Annotated in this window: 14 protein-coding genes and 1 tRNA gene; 14 read left to right on the forward strand and 1 reads right to left on the reverse strand. The window is 50.2% G+C overall.

Going from position 1 to position 14,371, the window contains the following annotated elements:
* The first annotated feature begins 104 nt into the window (after positions 1-104).
* From glgB to NI21_RS0110495, 6 genes are all read left to right on the forward strand, one after another.
* Complete coding sequence (glgB, locus tag NI21_RS0110480; protein WP_033126157.1) at positions 105-2,024, forward strand: 1,4-alpha-glucan branching protein GlgB; 1,920 nt, start codon at positions 105-107, stop codon at positions 2,022-2,024.
* Positions 2,014-2,169, forward strand: a complete 156-nt coding sequence (locus tag NI21_RS16770) for a hypothetical protein (protein WP_156111853.1) — start codon at positions 2,014-2,016, stop codon at positions 2,167-2,169. Before glgB ends, NI21_RS16770 begins: the two co-directional genes overlap by 11 nt.
* A gap of 61 nt (positions 2,170-2,230) precedes the next feature.
* Entirely contained in the window at positions 2,231-2,914 is a 684-nt protein-coding gene (trmB, locus tag NI21_RS0110485; RefSeq protein ID WP_033126158.1) for a tRNA (guanosine(46)-N7)-methyltransferase TrmB, read from the forward strand.
* 55 nt (positions 2,915-2,969) lie between these two features.
* Positions 2,970-3,104: a hypothetical protein gene (locus NI21_RS17180; RefSeq protein ID WP_255349848.1), complete on the forward strand. Its 135-nt coding sequence runs from the start codon at positions 2,970-2,972 to the stop codon at positions 3,102-3,104.
* Positions 3,105-3,130: 26 nt separating this feature from the next.
* A complete protein-coding gene (locus NI21_RS0110490; RefSeq protein ID WP_033126195.1) occupies positions 3,131-3,445 on the forward strand; it encodes a co-chaperone YbbN in 315 nt (104 codons plus the stop codon).
* Between the two features lie 176 nt (positions 3,446-3,621).
* Positions 3,622-4,869, forward strand: a complete 1,248-nt coding sequence (locus NI21_RS0110495; RefSeq protein ID WP_242842845.1) for a DUF1002 domain-containing protein — start codon at positions 3,622-3,624, stop codon at positions 4,867-4,869.
* Positions 4,870-5,055: 186 nt separating this feature from the next.
* Here the strand turns inward: NI21_RS0110495 and NI21_RS0110500 are convergent, their stop codons facing one another.
* Positions 5,056-5,571, reverse strand: coding sequence for a DUF6512 family protein (locus NI21_RS0110500; protein WP_052084050.1), 516 nt, complete (start codon positions 5,569-5,571; stop codon positions 5,056-5,058).
* A gap of 177 nt (positions 5,572-5,748) precedes the next feature.
* Between NI21_RS0110500 and NI21_RS0110505 the strand changes: the two genes are divergently transcribed.
* The 8 genes from NI21_RS0110505 to atpE all read left to right on the forward strand — a co-directional run bounded on the left by NI21_RS0110505 (position 5,749) and on the right by atpE (position 14,343).
* Positions 5,749-5,821 (forward strand) — tRNA-Lys (locus NI21_RS0110505).
* Between the two features lie 134 nt (positions 5,822-5,955).
* Positions 5,956-7,080, forward strand: coding sequence for a YncE family protein (locus tag NI21_RS0110510; protein ID WP_033126159.1), 1,125 nt, complete (start codon positions 5,956-5,958; stop codon positions 7,078-7,080).
* A gap of 693 nt (positions 7,081-7,773) precedes the next feature.
* Entirely contained in the window at positions 7,774-9,690 is a 1,917-nt protein-coding gene (locus tag NI21_RS16100; RefSeq protein ID WP_052084051.1) for a MerR family transcriptional regulator, read from the forward strand.
* Between the two features lies 1 nt (position 9,691).
* Positions 9,692-10,372 (forward strand): ABC transporter ATP-binding protein, encoded by a 681-nt coding sequence (locus NI21_RS0110520; protein WP_033126160.1) that lies wholly within the window; start codon positions 9,692-9,694, stop codon positions 10,370-10,372.
* Positions 10,356-12,233: an FtsX-like permease family protein gene (locus NI21_RS0110525; protein ID WP_033126161.1), complete on the forward strand. Its 1,878-nt coding sequence runs from the start codon at positions 10,356-10,358 to the stop codon at positions 12,231-12,233. The genes NI21_RS0110520 and NI21_RS0110525 overlap by 17 nt, the downstream gene beginning before the upstream one ends.
* A gap of 281 nt (positions 12,234-12,514) precedes the next feature.
* Positions 12,515-13,021 carry a hypothetical protein gene (locus tag NI21_RS0110530; protein ID WP_033126162.1) on the forward strand — a complete coding sequence of 169 codons (507 nt, stop codon included), beginning with the start codon at positions 12,515-12,517 and terminating at the stop codon, positions 13,019-13,021.
* A 394-nt stretch (positions 13,022-13,415) separates the two neighbouring features.
* Positions 13,416-14,078: a F0F1 ATP synthase subunit A gene (locus tag NI21_RS0110535; RefSeq protein WP_033126163.1), complete on the forward strand. Its 663-nt coding sequence runs from the start codon at positions 13,416-13,418 to the stop codon at positions 14,076-14,078.
* Positions 14,079-14,115: 37 nt separating this feature from the next.
* Positions 14,116-14,343: an ATP synthase F0 subunit C gene (gene atpE / locus NI21_RS0110540; RefSeq protein ID WP_033126164.1), complete on the forward strand. Its 228-nt coding sequence runs from the start codon at positions 14,116-14,118 to the stop codon at positions 14,341-14,343.
* Positions 14,344-14,371: the final 28 nt, after the last annotated feature.

Genomic DNA, 14,371 nt, shown 5'->3' on the forward strand with positions numbered 1-14,371 from the left:
AAAAGAAGGAGTTTTGACAAAATAGATTGTTCAAAACTCTTTCTTTTTATGGGGTGATAAAGTATAATAGATGTATTAGAAATTGAACATGAGAGGGTGAAATCATGGCAGTAAAGAAGAACATAAAACCTTATGAGATCGGGGAACTTGACCATTATCTGTTCGGGCAGGGAACCCATTACGAGATATACAGGAAGCTGGGCGCCCACCGGGTAAAGGACGGAGATCAGGAGGGCGTTTATTTTGCTGTCTGGGCTCCCCACGCTCAGGGTGTTTCCGTGGTGGGCGACTTCAACGGTTGGAACAGGGAGGCAAATCCCATGGAAAGAGGAGAGCCTCTCGGCATTTACACCTGCTTTGTGCCGGATCTGCCGGAGATGTCACTGTACAAATACTGTATCAAGACCTACAAGGGCGAGTACATCCTGAAGGCGGATCCGTTTGCCAACTATGCGGAGAAGAGGCCGGGGACGGCGTCCAGAGTTGTGGATCTGTCCCATATCTCCTGGACGGACAGTGAGTGGATGGAGAAGCGCAGGACGTGGGATCACACGGTAGAGCCCATGTCCATCTATGAGGTTCATATCGGATCCTGGAAGAAACACCCGCTGACAGAGGACGATGAGGATGGCTTCTACAATTACCGGGAATTTGCTAAAGAGATCGTGAAATATGTGAAATACATGGGCTACACCCACGTTGAGATCATGGGGATCGCGGAGCATCCCTTTGACGGCTCCTGGGGCTACCAGGTGACAGGCTACTTTGCCCCCACATCCCGGTACGGCACGCCGGAGGATTTTGCCTGGATGATCAACTACCTGCACCGCAACAAGATCGGCGTTATCCTGGATTGGGTGCCCGCTCATTTTCCGAGGGATGCTCACGGACTTGCGGATTTTGATGGAACCCCCACATTTGAGTACGCGGATCCCAGGAAGGGAGAGCATCCGGACTGGGGGACGAAGATTTTCGATTATGGGAAAAACGAGGTGCAGAACTTCCTCATATCCAACGCCCTTTTCTGGATCGAGAATTATCATGTGGACGGGCTTCGGGTAGACGCGGTGGCGTCCATGCTCTATCTGGATTACGGGAAGCAGGATGGCCAGTGGGTTGCCAACAAGTATGGCGGCAATAAGAACCTGGAGGCTATCGGATTTTTCAAGCATCTGAATTCTGTGGTGCTGGGGAGAAATCCGGGTGCGGTGATGATCGCGGAGGAGTCCACCGCATGGCCCAAGGTGACGGGCAAGGTGGAGGACGACGGCCTTGGCTTCAGCCTGAAGTGGAATATGGGCTGGATGCATGATTTCACTGAGTACATGAAGCTGGATCCCTATTTCCGTAAAGGGGCCCACAATCTGATGACATTTGCCATGAGCTATGCCTACAGTGAGAATTACATCCTTGTTCTCTCCCACGATGAGGTAGTCCATCTGAAATGCTCCATGCTGAACAAGATGCCCGGGCTTGGATTTGACAAATACGCCAACCTGAAGGCGGGCTACGCCTTCATGATCGGACATGCAGGCAAGAAGCTGCTCTTTATGGGGCAGGAGTTCGCCCAGCTCAGGGAGTGGAGCGAGAAGAGGGAGCTGGACTGGTTCCTTCTGGCGGAGCCGGAGCACCAGGCCATCCAGAACTGGATGAGAGACCTGCTCCATTTGTACAGGAAGAACAGAGCCCTCTACGATCAGGACAGCACCTGGGAGGGATTCGAGTGGATCAACGCGGATGACAGGGACAGGAGCATTTACAGCTTCATGCGCCACGGAAAGGGCGGCAAGAAGAATCTGCTATTTGTCATCAATTTCACCCCCATGGCCAGGGACGACTACCGGGTGGGTGTTCCCAGGAGGAAGCAGTACAAGCTGATCATGAACAGTGATGACCTGCAGTACGGCGGAAAGGGCGAGGTGAGGCCCAAGGTCTACAAGGCTGTGAAGTCCGAGTGCGATGGAAGGCCCTACTCATTTGCCTACAAGCTGCCTCCCTACGGAGTGGCAATCTTTGAATTTTAGAGAGAGTTATGATATGATCTACAGGCGGAAGGAGAGATCCATCCGCCTGTATTTTGGTGTGATACGCCCGGAGGACGTTCGATTAGCGCCGGCCGTGGCGGAGACCATCGAGCGGCAATGCCGGGAGATGAGCGAGATGTCATGATGAGAGGGCAGGGGAAGGGAGCTTTCTCTATCTGATTAAAAGAGGAAAGGAGACAGACAAAATGCGTCTGAGAAATATACCGCGGGCAGAGAGCGTGCTGGAGGCCCACGATAAAGTGATCAAAAATGAGAAGGAGTTAAAGGGCAGGTGGAAGGAAGTCTTTGGAAATGACAACCCTGTCTATATAGAGATTGGCATGGGAAAAGGGCAGTTCCTCACAGAGATGGCGGCCCGGCATCCAGATCGGAACTATATCGGTATCGAGAGGTATTCCAGTGTCCTTCTCCGGGCGGTGGAGAGGCTGGACAAGCTGGAGGCGGACAGCCGGGCTTTGAAAAATATCCGGTTCATCTGCATGGATGCGGCTCAGATCGGCGAGGTGTTTGAGAAGGGGGAGGTGCGGGGCATTTACCTCAATTTCTCTGATCCCTGGCCCAAGAAGAGGCATGCCAGACGGCGACTCACATCCAGGGAATTTTTTTCCAGGTACGACCAGGTGTTGGCGCCGGAGGGCCGGGTAGAGTTTAAGACTGACAACCAGGATCTGTTCCGGTTTTCTCTGGAGGAGGCGGACGAGGCCGGCTGGAGAGTGCTCATGAGCACCTGGGATCTTCACAGCGACCCGGACATGAACAGAGGAAATGTGATGACAGAGTATGAAGAAAAATTTTCTGCAAAGGGAAATCCCATCTGCAAGCTGATTGCCGGAAGGCAGAGATCCTTCCGGGAGGGGGAAAGTCAATAGGCGGAACCCTTCTGCATACTATATAGGGAGAAGATTTTGCGAAGGAGACTGGCATATGGGGAAGAGAAGACCGGGAGGTATCTCCAGGTGGAGCTGCACAATGTACCGGCTCAGAAAGAGAAACCGTCTCATTGACTGCTTTCACAGATCTATGCGAGAGGTGTACCGCATACTCAATCCCAGATGCTGACCCAGGAGAGCGGAAAGGATGTTCTGATGTATCACCTGACAGAGGAGAGCTTTGATATAGAGGTCCTGAGAGAGAAGGGGGCTGTAGTTGTCATGTTTTACGAAAGATGGTGTCCGAAATGCTCCATGACAAAGCCTATTGTGGAGGAGCTGGAGAAAAAATACAGAGGAAGGATCAAGTTCTGCGAGGTGGAGGTGGCGGAAAATCCCCGCCTTGCGGCCGCATGCGGGGCAGACATTGTGCCTGCGTTTCTGTTTGTGAAAGGGGGCGCGGTGGAGGCCTCCATGAAGGGCACCACCGGAGAGAAAATACTGGAAAAAAGGCTGAAGGAATTGCTCTGAGGGGCAGTTCCTTTCTTTTTTCTTCATCCATTTTTAAGAAAAGTTTCGTGTACAATCCGGCCGGAATGTGTTATATTGAGTACGGTAAAGATTAGCGTCAGCGCGTTTCGGCGCTGCATCGGCCAGAAAATAATTAAAAAGGGAGACAAGGTTTTTTAACCGAACAGACTATGAAAATGAAGAAAGTTTTGCCACTTCTTATGGCGGCGGTAATGATGACATCCGGCATTCCCATGGCAGTGTCTGCCTCAGAGACGGGGAGCACCTCGCAGGATGCGGGAAGCGCAGAGTCAGGAACAGGCGGTACAGACGGAACGGGCAGCACTTCCGGGGAGACGGGTTCCCAGAGCGGAACAAATAGCGGAGGTGACGTGACAGGCGGAACCACATCTGACGGAACCGGGCAGAGCAGTAAAGATACAGACGGAACCGGACAGGGAACAGGAAGCGCGGACGGCACTGTGACAGAGGATGAACAGCAGAAGGACGATGCTGCAGATGAGAACACAGATGCAGAAGAAGAGGATACAGATACCTCCGAGGGAAACACGGACAGCGGAAAGGTGGTCACTCTCGGCGAGAACTTAAATGAGGAGCAGAGAGCTTCCATGTACGAGTATTTTGGCACATCTCCGGATGAAGTACAGACTATTGTCGTCACACATGCGGACGAGGTGCAGTACATGGAGGGGATTGCCACAGACGAGCAGATCGGACCTACCACAAACAGCTGTGCCTATGTGGAGCCCACAGACTCCGGCGGCATCAAGGTGAAGACGGCCAACCTGAACTTTGTGACGAGCGCTATGATCGCCAGTACCCTGACCACAGCGGGTATGGAGAACTGCAATGTCATCGCGGCCTGCCCCTTTGAGGTGTCCGGCACCGGAGCCCTGACAGGTATTATCATGGCCTACGAGACAGCCAGCGGCGAGGAACTGGACGAGGGACAGAAGGAAGCCGCCATGGAGGAGCTCGTGACGACAGGCGACCTGGCTGACAGCGTAGGCCAGGAGAAGGCCACAGAGGTCATCAAGGATGTCAAGACAGAGGTCATCGATGAGGGACTGACTGATCCGGAGGAAATCGGAGAGGCTGTTGACAATATTGCGGAAGATAACGATATCACGTTGACAGATGACCAGAGAGACCAGGTAGTGGCCCTGATGGAAAAGATTTCCCAGTACGATTACGACGTGAATGCTCTGAAGGACACGCTGAATAATCTGACCGGAGACAGCGGCGTGCTCTCCAACATCTGGAATTCCGTCAAGACCTTCTTTGTGGGATCAAACGACGGCATTCTTAGCGACACAAACGATGAGGCCCTTGGATCCGATGTCATCACTGACAGCACAGTCAATGAGGGCGGATTCAAAGACGGCCTGCTCACAAGAATTAAGAATTTTTTCACAGGTGAATAATATTGCAAAAGCAGACGTAATACTTTTTAAAAGTATTACGTCTGCTTTTGCAGTTACTGGTGTCCTGTTGTGTCGCCAGCCCCGCTCCATTGTGTCAATTGTTCCGTTGGCTGTGGAAATTCTCCGGCGCAGGCTAGGGAAATCCTGCTTTTGTCAGAGTATTCTCCTGTGAAAAACAGACAGGCCTCAGGCGGAACCGCTCTGGGACGGATAGAAGAGAAAAAGATCCGGCGGGAAACAGGTGAAAGAGAAGAACAGGAGGGCGATGAGGAGCCAGCCCAGGAAAATGAGCATGGGGTCAGCCTGGCGGAAGCTCCGGAGCAGGTGGCCGGAGATGACGTAGGAAAAGCAGACTCCGATCAGGAAGATGAGGATGTCGGCCACGAAGAAATCCCTCCCCAGGATAAAGGTGTATAGATAGTATAAAACTACAATGATGGCCATGCCGGCTGTGACGCCTGCCAGCCTGGCGCCGAACAGAGCCCGGGGATTGGGACGCCGGATGAAATACTCCACTGCAGTCAGGAGCAGGATGGGGAAAAACAGGAGCTTTAAATGCTCCCACACGGACTCGTTGACTGGTGAAATGAGCGCGGCAAAAGGATTTTTGCCGGAAAAATCATACAGGAAATGAAAGGCGCTTCCCAGGAGCGCCGCCGAGAGCATATAGAGGAAATCCCTCCGTCTGCAGATCTGAAGCAATGCTTGTCCCTCCTTGTCCGGGCCGGCCGGATGTGGCCGGTTGTATTGTTATAAAGTATATATATGCGGGCATAAAGAAAAAAAGAAGAAAAAATTAAAAAAACTGCTTGCATTATTCGAGGAACTGTTATATAATATTTCTTGCGTTGAGGAGTGACTCGACAGAAAATAAAAGATGCGCGATTAGCTCAGCTGGCAGAGCACCTGACTCTTAATCAGGGTGTCCAGGGTTCGAACCCCTGATCGCGCATTCAAAAATCGCTGATTTTAAGGACGTAGAAGCCTTGGGGTCGGCGGTTTTTTTCTGCTCTTTTTTATCGCATTACAGAGAAAAGTCTGTGCGGAATGAGGTATAATAATGTCAGATGGAAAGGCAGATTGAACATGAAGGATAAAGAGACCAGGAAAAAACGGAAAAAGACAAAATGGAAAAGAAGAGTGCTGGCAGTCTGCCTTGTGCTCATTCTGATCCCGGCCGGATATATAGGGGCGATCTTTAGCTGGATGGGGAAGGTGGAGCCGGAGACAGATGCAGTCAGCACAAATACAGAGAGCTCCCTGTACACGCTGGAAGAATTTTCAGAGCGCCTGGAGCCATACAGCGGACTCTATGAGGAGGCTGTCCTCGCCCATGCAGATGAGCCGGACAGCGGAACGTATGTGATACCCGGCCTTGAGTCTGCTTGGACGTTGACCAACAACAGGGCAGAGAGTTTTTCCATCTGTACGAGTATGACACCCCAGGGGATCGCCGTGTCGGAGCGGTATCTCTTTATCAGCGCTTACTGCCAGTCAAAGACCCACAATTCGGTCATCTTCATGATCGACAAGGAGACTCACGAATTTGTCAAGGAGATCGTCCTGCCGGGCAAGGCCCATGTGGGAAGTCTTGCTTACGACGCCCAGAACAATAATCTGTGGGTGTGCGGGAGCCGCAGCGGCATTGCCCAGGTGAACGCCCTGGCCATGGAGAGCATAGAGGAGTATGATTTTTCCGAGAGCTGGAAGCCCATCAGCTTCCTCCATGTAAATAACATCCTGGATATACCAAGAAGCTCCTTTATGGCCTATCAGGCGCCTTATCTGTATGTGGGCTACTATTCCACAAAGGAGGACAGCACCATCAAGAAGTATGAGGTGCAGGATGACGGAAATATTCAGAGCGTTCCCATAGAGCACCGCACGTCCAGGATCCGACAGGGGGTGGCGGAGGAAGAGGATCTGAAGATCTCCCCCTATGCCCAGGGCATGACCTTTCTGGGAGACATTCTTTTCCTGTCCTATTCCATGGGTATTGTTCCCTCCCGGCTGGCAGCCTATCAGGTGTCGGACGGGATCCGTGATTTCACGGATGAGATGGCGCTGGAGGATATACGCCTTCCCTACATGCTGGAGCAGATCTGCATGGACGGGGGAACCATGTACCTCCTCTTTGAGTCAGGGGCCTATCCATACCGGTATCTTCCGGGGCTTTCTGTGGACCGGGTGCTGAAGATCGACCTGCTGTGATCTGGAAAATCATTTTTGAAAAATATGTTCTGAAGACAGCGAAAACCCGCTGGCCCTTCGGCCGGCGGGTTTTCGTCGTTGTTATAGTTATCTAAAGGAATGAGAGTAAAGTGTGATGCCTGTTGTCTGGCATCTGTACTTAATGAGGGGGGGAAGATAGTTGATGTGTTCTTCAACTATCTGACCTTTATTATAGAGGGAAAATATGTCCAAAGTATGGAGGAAAACTTAAAGAACACGAAAATTTCTTAAAGCGAGATTAAGAAAATCTAAAAACCGTCTGTAAAGGCTACAAAGTCTGCGCGGCACAGCCGCGGGCTTTCCTGCCCGGATGTGCCGCGCCGGGAAGGGACAACGGAAAAACCCGCCGGCCACTGCGGCCGACGGGTCTGTCTGTTTTTATAACTATTAAAGGAATGAGAGTAAAGTGTGGTGCATCGAAGGGGAGGACCCTTCGATGCGTCTACTTTATGAGGGGGGAGATAGTTGATGTGTTCTTCAACTATCTGTCCTTTATTATAAAGAGAAAATGTGTTCAAAATGTGTTTTCTTTCAAAAAGAAACGAAAAAAATATAAAAAACATCTAAAGTAAAGATAAATGAAATCTAAAAGAGAGCATATTTCCTTGACTGTATGACCGCTATACACTTTATGATATGATTGATTTATATAGAGACAGGGAGGTGGGGAGCGTGAACACCCAGCAGGTGGAAAAAGAGACAGGGGTCACTCGCCAGAATATCCGCTATTATGAGAAGGCGGGACTGCTTCATCCGGAGCGTGATAAGGGAAATGCGTACCGCATTTATTCAGAAGAAGATGTGGAAGCTCTGAAGATCATTAAAATGCTCCGCATGCTGGATATGCCGCTGGAAGATATACGCAGAGTACTGGAGCGGGAGGAGACCATTACCGAGGCGGTAGCAAGACAGCGAGAGCTCCTTCTGGCACGCCAGAGACAGCTGAAAGCGGCAGTGGACATGTGCGACAGAATACGGAAGGAAGGAGACGAGAAATTCAATGTAGATGCCTGCCTGAACCAGATGGAGGAGATGGAGAGACAGGGAAGCGTTTTCGCCAGGATCGTGGAGGACTACAGGAAGGTAGCCCGGATGGAAGAAAAGAGAGAAATCTGTTTCCATGTCGAAAGAAAAGCAGAACATCCAAAAGACATTATAAAAGAGGTGGAAAAATACGGGGAAGCGAACGGGCTGGATATACAGAGAATAAAAGGGGAAAAGGGAGCGGTATTTCTTCTGGATGGAGAAAAATACGAAGCGAAAACAGTTCGGCTGAGAAAATCGGATATACGAGACGGAAAGAAATACCTGGTTTTGTGCAGAAGATGTTGCTCGCCGGAGGCTGAGAGAGCGGAGGTGCACATGGAGCCGGGAAGGATGAAATTTTTCCAGGCAGTCCATATGATCGTCCGCAATATCGGCAGGCAGAAACAAAAAAGTGTCCTGAATATTCTTGTGTGCATAGTTTCCATTTCTCTTGCGGCTTTTTACCAGGCAAACATTGACAGCTGCAGGCAGCAGCGAGATGAGCTGGATCAGATTTATACAATCCGCGGAGAGGTCTGGAACTACAATGGAGGAGTAAATTCCGGCCTGAAAATCGGAGAACAGTATGCTTCTGCTTTGAGAGAGAGCCCTTATATTTCAGAACTTCAGGAAAGCGTGGATCTTTGCGGGACGGCGGGTGAAGCGGAAACCTATGTACAGGCAAAGGGGATAAACTGTCTTGCGGCCGCACAGCTTAGGGACAGGGATCTTGCGTGGGAGCCGGGCATGAATGAAGAGACTTTCCTGAAAGGCGAGCGGCAGGATTGCTGCATTGCGGACGACAGATTTCTTTCTGAAAATGAACTGAAGATAGGAGATACACTGTGTGCGCAGATGTTTTACTACACAGAGACAGAGGATGCTCTTGGGCTGACGGCAGAGCCCCTCGGCGCTGTGAGGATGGAAATTGTCGGGAGCGGGGACATGGCCGCCGAAGGGGCACTGCTGTGCCCGTTGCGGGCAGTGCGGAGCTGGTTTGAGGAAAATGGGGCTGTCTACATGCCTTCCAGGATGAGCTTTGCCCTGGAGAGCGGGAAACATCTTGATGCCTTTAAGCGGGAAATGGATCAAGCGGGATTTATGGAAGTGACTGACGGAAGCGGGGCGGCAGGATACTATAAGGGAAATGCCCTTGTTATTGATGACAGCGCCTATTTGGAGGCTTTGGAAAATGTAGAAAAAAACATGCGGTTTTTGCAGGCGTTTCACCCGCTTGCCCTTCTGCTTATGATGGCAGTGGGCTATATTATCTCCTATCTGCTTATGCAGAACAGGAGAATGGAAATGGCGATCATGCAGGCCCTCGGGACAGGGAAGCGTAGGATAGCGTTTCAGATCTTTGCCGAGCATGTGACTGTTGCTGCGATGGGATGCCTGTTTGGAGCGTCATTTGCGCTTGCGGCGGGGATTGGCAATGGAATATCTGTGCTGAAAGCGGCGGGATTGTTTCTGCTGTGCTACAGTATGGGCACGTGGATTTCACTGATGATAACAGGAAAATTCAGTGTGATCGCAGCGCTTATGGGAAAGGAGAGGGGATGAGATGGCAATGATAAAAGTAGAGGATGTAAGCTATTCCTATATCAGCAAATACCAGAAGATTGAAGCCCTGAAACACGTGTCCTGCTCCTTTGAGGCAGGAAAAATGTATGCAGTCATAGGAGAGTCCGGAAGCGGAAAGAGCACACTTTTGTCTTTGCTTGCAGGGCTGGATCTCCCGGCGGAGGGGAAGATATACATAGAAGGAAAAGATATGGCTTCGATGGACAGGGATGCCTACAGGAGAAATAAGGCGTCTGTAGTCTACCAGTCGTTCCATCTGTTCCCCCTCCTCACAGCCTGGGAGAATGTCATGTATCCCATGGAGCTGAAGGGGATTTCCGAAAAAGAGGCAAAGACCCGGGCGAAAGGATATTTGTCTCAGGTGGGGCTCCAGGAGAAAATACTGCATCAGTACCCGAAGATGATGAGCGGCGGGGAGCAGCAGAGAGTTGCCATTGCCAGAGCGCTGGCTGCCGAGGGCAGAATTCTTCTGGCGGATGAGCCTACGGGAAATCTGGATACGGAAAATGAGGAGATCATCGCAGATATCCTCCTGAAGTGCGCGCGTGAAAAAGGATATCTCGTCATTGTCGTGACCCACAATCTGATCCTGGCGGAAAAAGCAGACAAGATCTATTCAATGAAGGATGGAAGGATGATGACATATGATCGTGAAAAATAGTATTCGGCAGATGCTCAGGACTCCTGCGCGGACAGCTCTGTTTTTCTTCCTGATACTCGTGTCAATGGCTCTGCTTTCAGTTGGATTGGATTTATGGTATATAAACCGGGACTGTATCAGAGAACTGGAACAGGGATATATGACCATAGCCACTGTGGAGCAAAAAAGGGAAAATGTCAGCTATATGCCTTTGTGGGATGCCGGCGCCAAGGATTACAGCTATGTCTTTTCCTCTTCCGATGGCAGGTGGATTGATCCGGAAGAGCTTGACTTTGAGGGGGCTGATTATATCCAAAAGCCAAAGAAACGGGTTTTCTTCGGCGCCTATATGCCGGAGTATGTTCTTTACAACACGGAGGACGGGTATGATTTTGACTACATGATGGAGTCAGGCAATCGCTCTATCATTGCAGAGGTGGAACCGCTGTGGACCGGTAAGGCGGCTCCTGTCAAGGTGCGGGTCAAGCGTCTGCTGATGGGGAATGAAAACCTGTTCCTGGGAGATCTGTGGATCTGTGATCACTATAATCCTGACCCGCCCGTCCTGGAGAAGGGAAAGACATATATTGTGAGTCTTGTATCTGGTATGACCCGGCATGACACAGGAAATGATGAGGATTTTTCATCGGAATATACCTTTTCTGAGCTTCGCTCGACCCAGTGCACTGCACAGGGAGAGCAGGTGACGGGCAGCTTTGAGGGGCTGAAGATCGATGAGGTTACGGACGGCTTTTATGAGACGGAGAAAGGCAGACAGTGGCTGGCAGTGCTGGATGAGCAGTATCTTTTGGTCAATACAGTCCCGGTACAGCCGGTAGATGATCTGAGGCTTCTCAGAGGATTTTATGAGGGAAATGCCTATGTGGAAGAGGGGAGAGAGTTTACAGAGGGGGAGTATAAAGAAGGGGCATCGGTATGTCTCGTGCCTGACCTGTTTGCGAAAATGAACGGGCTGCAGGTGGGAGATAAGATCACTCTCCCTTTGATCTATGCGAATTATGTTTCTCCGGCGAATGTGTATCCGCCATCCGGCAGCGGGATTGCGGGGGGCTTTTCGTTGATTGATGCCGATGGACAGCTCTATCAGCCATTTGCCGAAGAGACGTGTGAGATCGTGGGGATCTATGCGCAGGATACAAGACGGGATTTTGCAGACGATGCGATTGCCTTCAATGAGATCATCATCCCCGGGATGCTGGTGGAGGGCGGCTGGTCGGAAAATATCGTGGAAGCCAGTCCTATGCGCGCGGACAATACATCCTTCCAGATACCAAACGGCACGATAGCGAAATATATGAAGGGATTTCAGCAGCTTGGATATGATGACCTAAAGATACGTTTCTATGACAATGGGTATTCGGACATGCAGGAGGGAATAGAAAACAGAAAGATCAGCTCGTATACATTTCTGGCAGGAGGAGTCCTGATGACTGTGCTGGTGCTTCTGCTTTTTGGCTACCTGTTTATCGGGAGACAGGAACAGAGAACGGCCATCGAGAGGTGCCTGGGAATGACAAGGAGGGGATGCGCGCTCTCTCTGATGTCGGGGATGATGCTTCTGGTGGTGGCTGGGATTATTGCTGGAGGCGTGGCCGGTGCAGCGGGTGTCGCATTGATCTCGAAAGAGGCCGGACAGGAGACGGATTATAATACTATGTACAGTCAGAGCAGCCTTTCTGCCGGACTGGAGGAGGCGCAGGGGGAAACAGATCAGGAAGAGACAGATGTGAACCTGCCCCTTTGCGGAGTGATACCGGCTGCTGTGACTGTTGCGGTAGTATCTGTGGCAGTCATCGGAGGATTTGCGTACAGGAATTTAAGAAGAGAACCTCTTGTGCTGCTGGAACAATATGAAGAGTAGAGAAAACCGCAGGTCCTCTGCCTTGCCGGATGGTGTGGCGGAGGATCTGTTTTTGTGCAAAATGACAGTTTTTCCTGTGAAAAGAAGAGAAAAAAGATCTTTCGTTTGTGTAAAATTTGTCTGATCTGAGCTGAAATGACCGACTATATATTCTTTCTGCTGAATTTGAAAATCCCACTTATTTGCACCGGCGCCCGGGTGATAAGATAGTACAGCAAAAATGCGCAGGCATTTTTGACAGCACACTGAACCATTATTATAGAAGCAACAGGAGGAAAAATATGCCAAAGAATAAGAGAGAGAGTCTGATTTATACAGTTTTGATGTGTTTTACAATGGTGCTGTGGATGAGCATCTATAATGTAGCAATCCATCAGGGAGAGCTTTCCCTGTCTGTCCTTAAGGACGCCTGGATGGGCCTTCCCATCGCCTACGTGTTCGCTATGGCCTGCGACTGGTTCCTTGTGTCGGGGCTGGCCAAGGGGTTTGCCTTCCGCTATCTGGTGAAGCCCGGAGTTCCCAGCCCTCTGAAGACAGTCATCGCTGTGTCCAGCTGCATGGTAGTGCCCATGGTTATCATCATGTCCTTCTACGGGGCGGCGGAGACCTGCGTGAGGACAGAACAGTGGAGCCCGGTGCTCTTCATCTGGCTGACAAACATTCCGAAGAACTTTGTCATGGCGCTGCCCTTCCAGCTTTTGATCGCTGGGCCGCTGGTGCGTTTCCTGTTCAGAAAAGCCTTCCCGGAGGGCTGTATTCTGATGGAGGCGGCACAGCCGGAGATGTAGCAGAGCGCTGCGACGGGACGGCAGTTTGTAAAAAACAGGGAAATCCCCCCGGAATTTGTGGGTGAACATAGCGGTATTGCATATCGTTGAAAAAATATGACAGGGAAAAATGCATCGAAATGCCGAAAATGAAAATTTAAAAAAGTGATAAATTGGTAAAAAATAATCTTGAAAAAAATGCATTTGCGGATAAGGCGATTTTCCTTGCAAAAAACACATATTTTTGTGCGGAAAGAAAGAAAAAAAGCAGAAAAAATCCATAAAAAAACAATGAAAATCCGGGGCGAAAGCTAAAAGCAAAATTTGTTGACAAATGAATTTGTTAGCAGTAATATTCACAAGAAAAAAATAAGAGAAGGAAGGGGATAATACGGGAGAATTAACTGAAAAACTGATGGAAGAACTGAATTGTACGCCGGTTTTTGAGATCCCCGTTTTCGGCGGTATTGCCGTGAATGAGTCCATTGTTGTGACGTGGATCATCATGGCGGTCCTGACGGTCCTGTCTGTCATCTTTGTTAGAAACTTAAAAGTGGAAAATCCCGGGAAAGTCCAGCTTGCGCTGGAGTCAGCAGTCGGATGGGCGCAGGATTTCTTTGAAGGCATCATTGGAAAAGAAAACAGGCGCTATATCCCTTATCTGATTACCGTGGCCCTCTACCTTGCGGTTTCCAATGTGATCGGACTGGTAGGCTTTAAACCGCCCACAAAGGATCTGAATGTGACGGCGGCGCTGGCCATTATGAGTATGCTCCTCATTGAGTATTCGGGCATACACAGAAACGGCCTGAAACACTGGGTTGGACATTTTGCCAAGCCCGTTCCCTTTGTTGCGCCGATCATGGTGATGGAGGTCTTTATCCGCCCCCTGTCGCTGTGTATGCGGCTTTTCGGCAACATGCTGGGAGGATTTGTGGTAATGGAGCTGGTCAAAGCGGTGGTTCCATTATTAGTACCTATTCCGTTGAGTTTCTATTTTGATATATTCGACGGACTTCTGCAGGCGTATGTGTTTGTATTTTTGACTGCCCTGTTTATGAATGAAGAGATGGAATAGTAAGCAAAGAGATTAAAAGAAAAGGAGATTGAAGATTATGTCAGGAACAATTATTGCAATCGGAGCAGCTATCGCTGTACTTACAGGTATTGGAGCAGGTGTAGGTATCGGTATCGCAACAGGAAAGGCAGCAGAGGCCATTGCGAGACAGCCTGAGGCTGAGGGCAAGATCAGCAAGACACTGATCCTTGGATGTGCCCTTGCGGAGGCAACAGCTATCTACGGCTTCATCATCGGCCTTCTTGTGATCTTCTTCCTTCAGTAGAAATATTGTCAGAACATGAAGTTGGATT

This window comes from Eubacterium sp. ER2, assembly GCF_000765215.1.
GTDB lineage: Bacteria > Bacillota > Clostridia > Lachnospirales > Lachnospiraceae > Claveliimonas > Claveliimonas intestinigallinarum.

Bases quoted from the DNA above. Each gene is read 5' to 3' on its own strand.
- glgB (WP_033126157.1), top strand. From the start codon at position 105: ATGGCAGTAAAGAAGAACATAAAACCTTATGAGATCGGGGAACTTGAC.
- NI21_RS17180 (WP_255349848.1), top strand. From the start codon at position 2,970: ATGGGGAAGAGAAGACCGGGAGGTATCTCCAGGTGGAGCTGCACAATG.
- NI21_RS0110530 (WP_033126162.1), top strand. From the start codon at position 12,515: ATGCCAAAGAATAAGAGAGAGAGTCTGATTTATACAGTTTTGATGTGT.
- NI21_RS0110495 (WP_242842845.1), top strand. From the start codon at position 3,622: ATGAAGAAAGTTTTGCCACTTCTTATGGCGGCGGTAATGATGACATCC.
- NI21_RS0110520 (WP_033126160.1), top strand. From the start codon at position 9,692: ATGGCAATGATAAAAGTAGAGGATGTAAGCTATTCCTATATCAGCAAA.
- NI21_RS0110490 (WP_033126195.1), top strand. From the start codon at position 3,131: ATGTATCACCTGACAGAGGAGAGCTTTGATATAGAGGTCCTGAGAGAG.
- atpE (WP_033126164.1), top strand. From the start codon at position 14,116: ATGTCAGGAACAATTATTGCAATCGGAGCAGCTATCGCTGTACTTACA.
- NI21_RS0110525 (WP_033126161.1), top strand. From the start codon at position 10,356: ATGATCGTGAAAAATAGTATTCGGCAGATGCTCAGGACTCCTGCGCGG.
- trmB (WP_033126158.1), top strand. From the start codon at position 2,231: ATGCGTCTGAGAAATATACCGCGGGCAGAGAGCGTGCTGGAGGCCCAC.
- NI21_RS0110510 (WP_033126159.1), top strand. From the start codon at position 5,956: ATGAAGGATAAAGAGACCAGGAAAAAACGGAAAAAGACAAAATGGAAA.
- NI21_RS0110535 (WP_033126163.1), top strand. From the start codon at position 13,416: ATGGAAGAACTGAATTGTACGCCGGTTTTTGAGATCCCCGTTTTCGGC.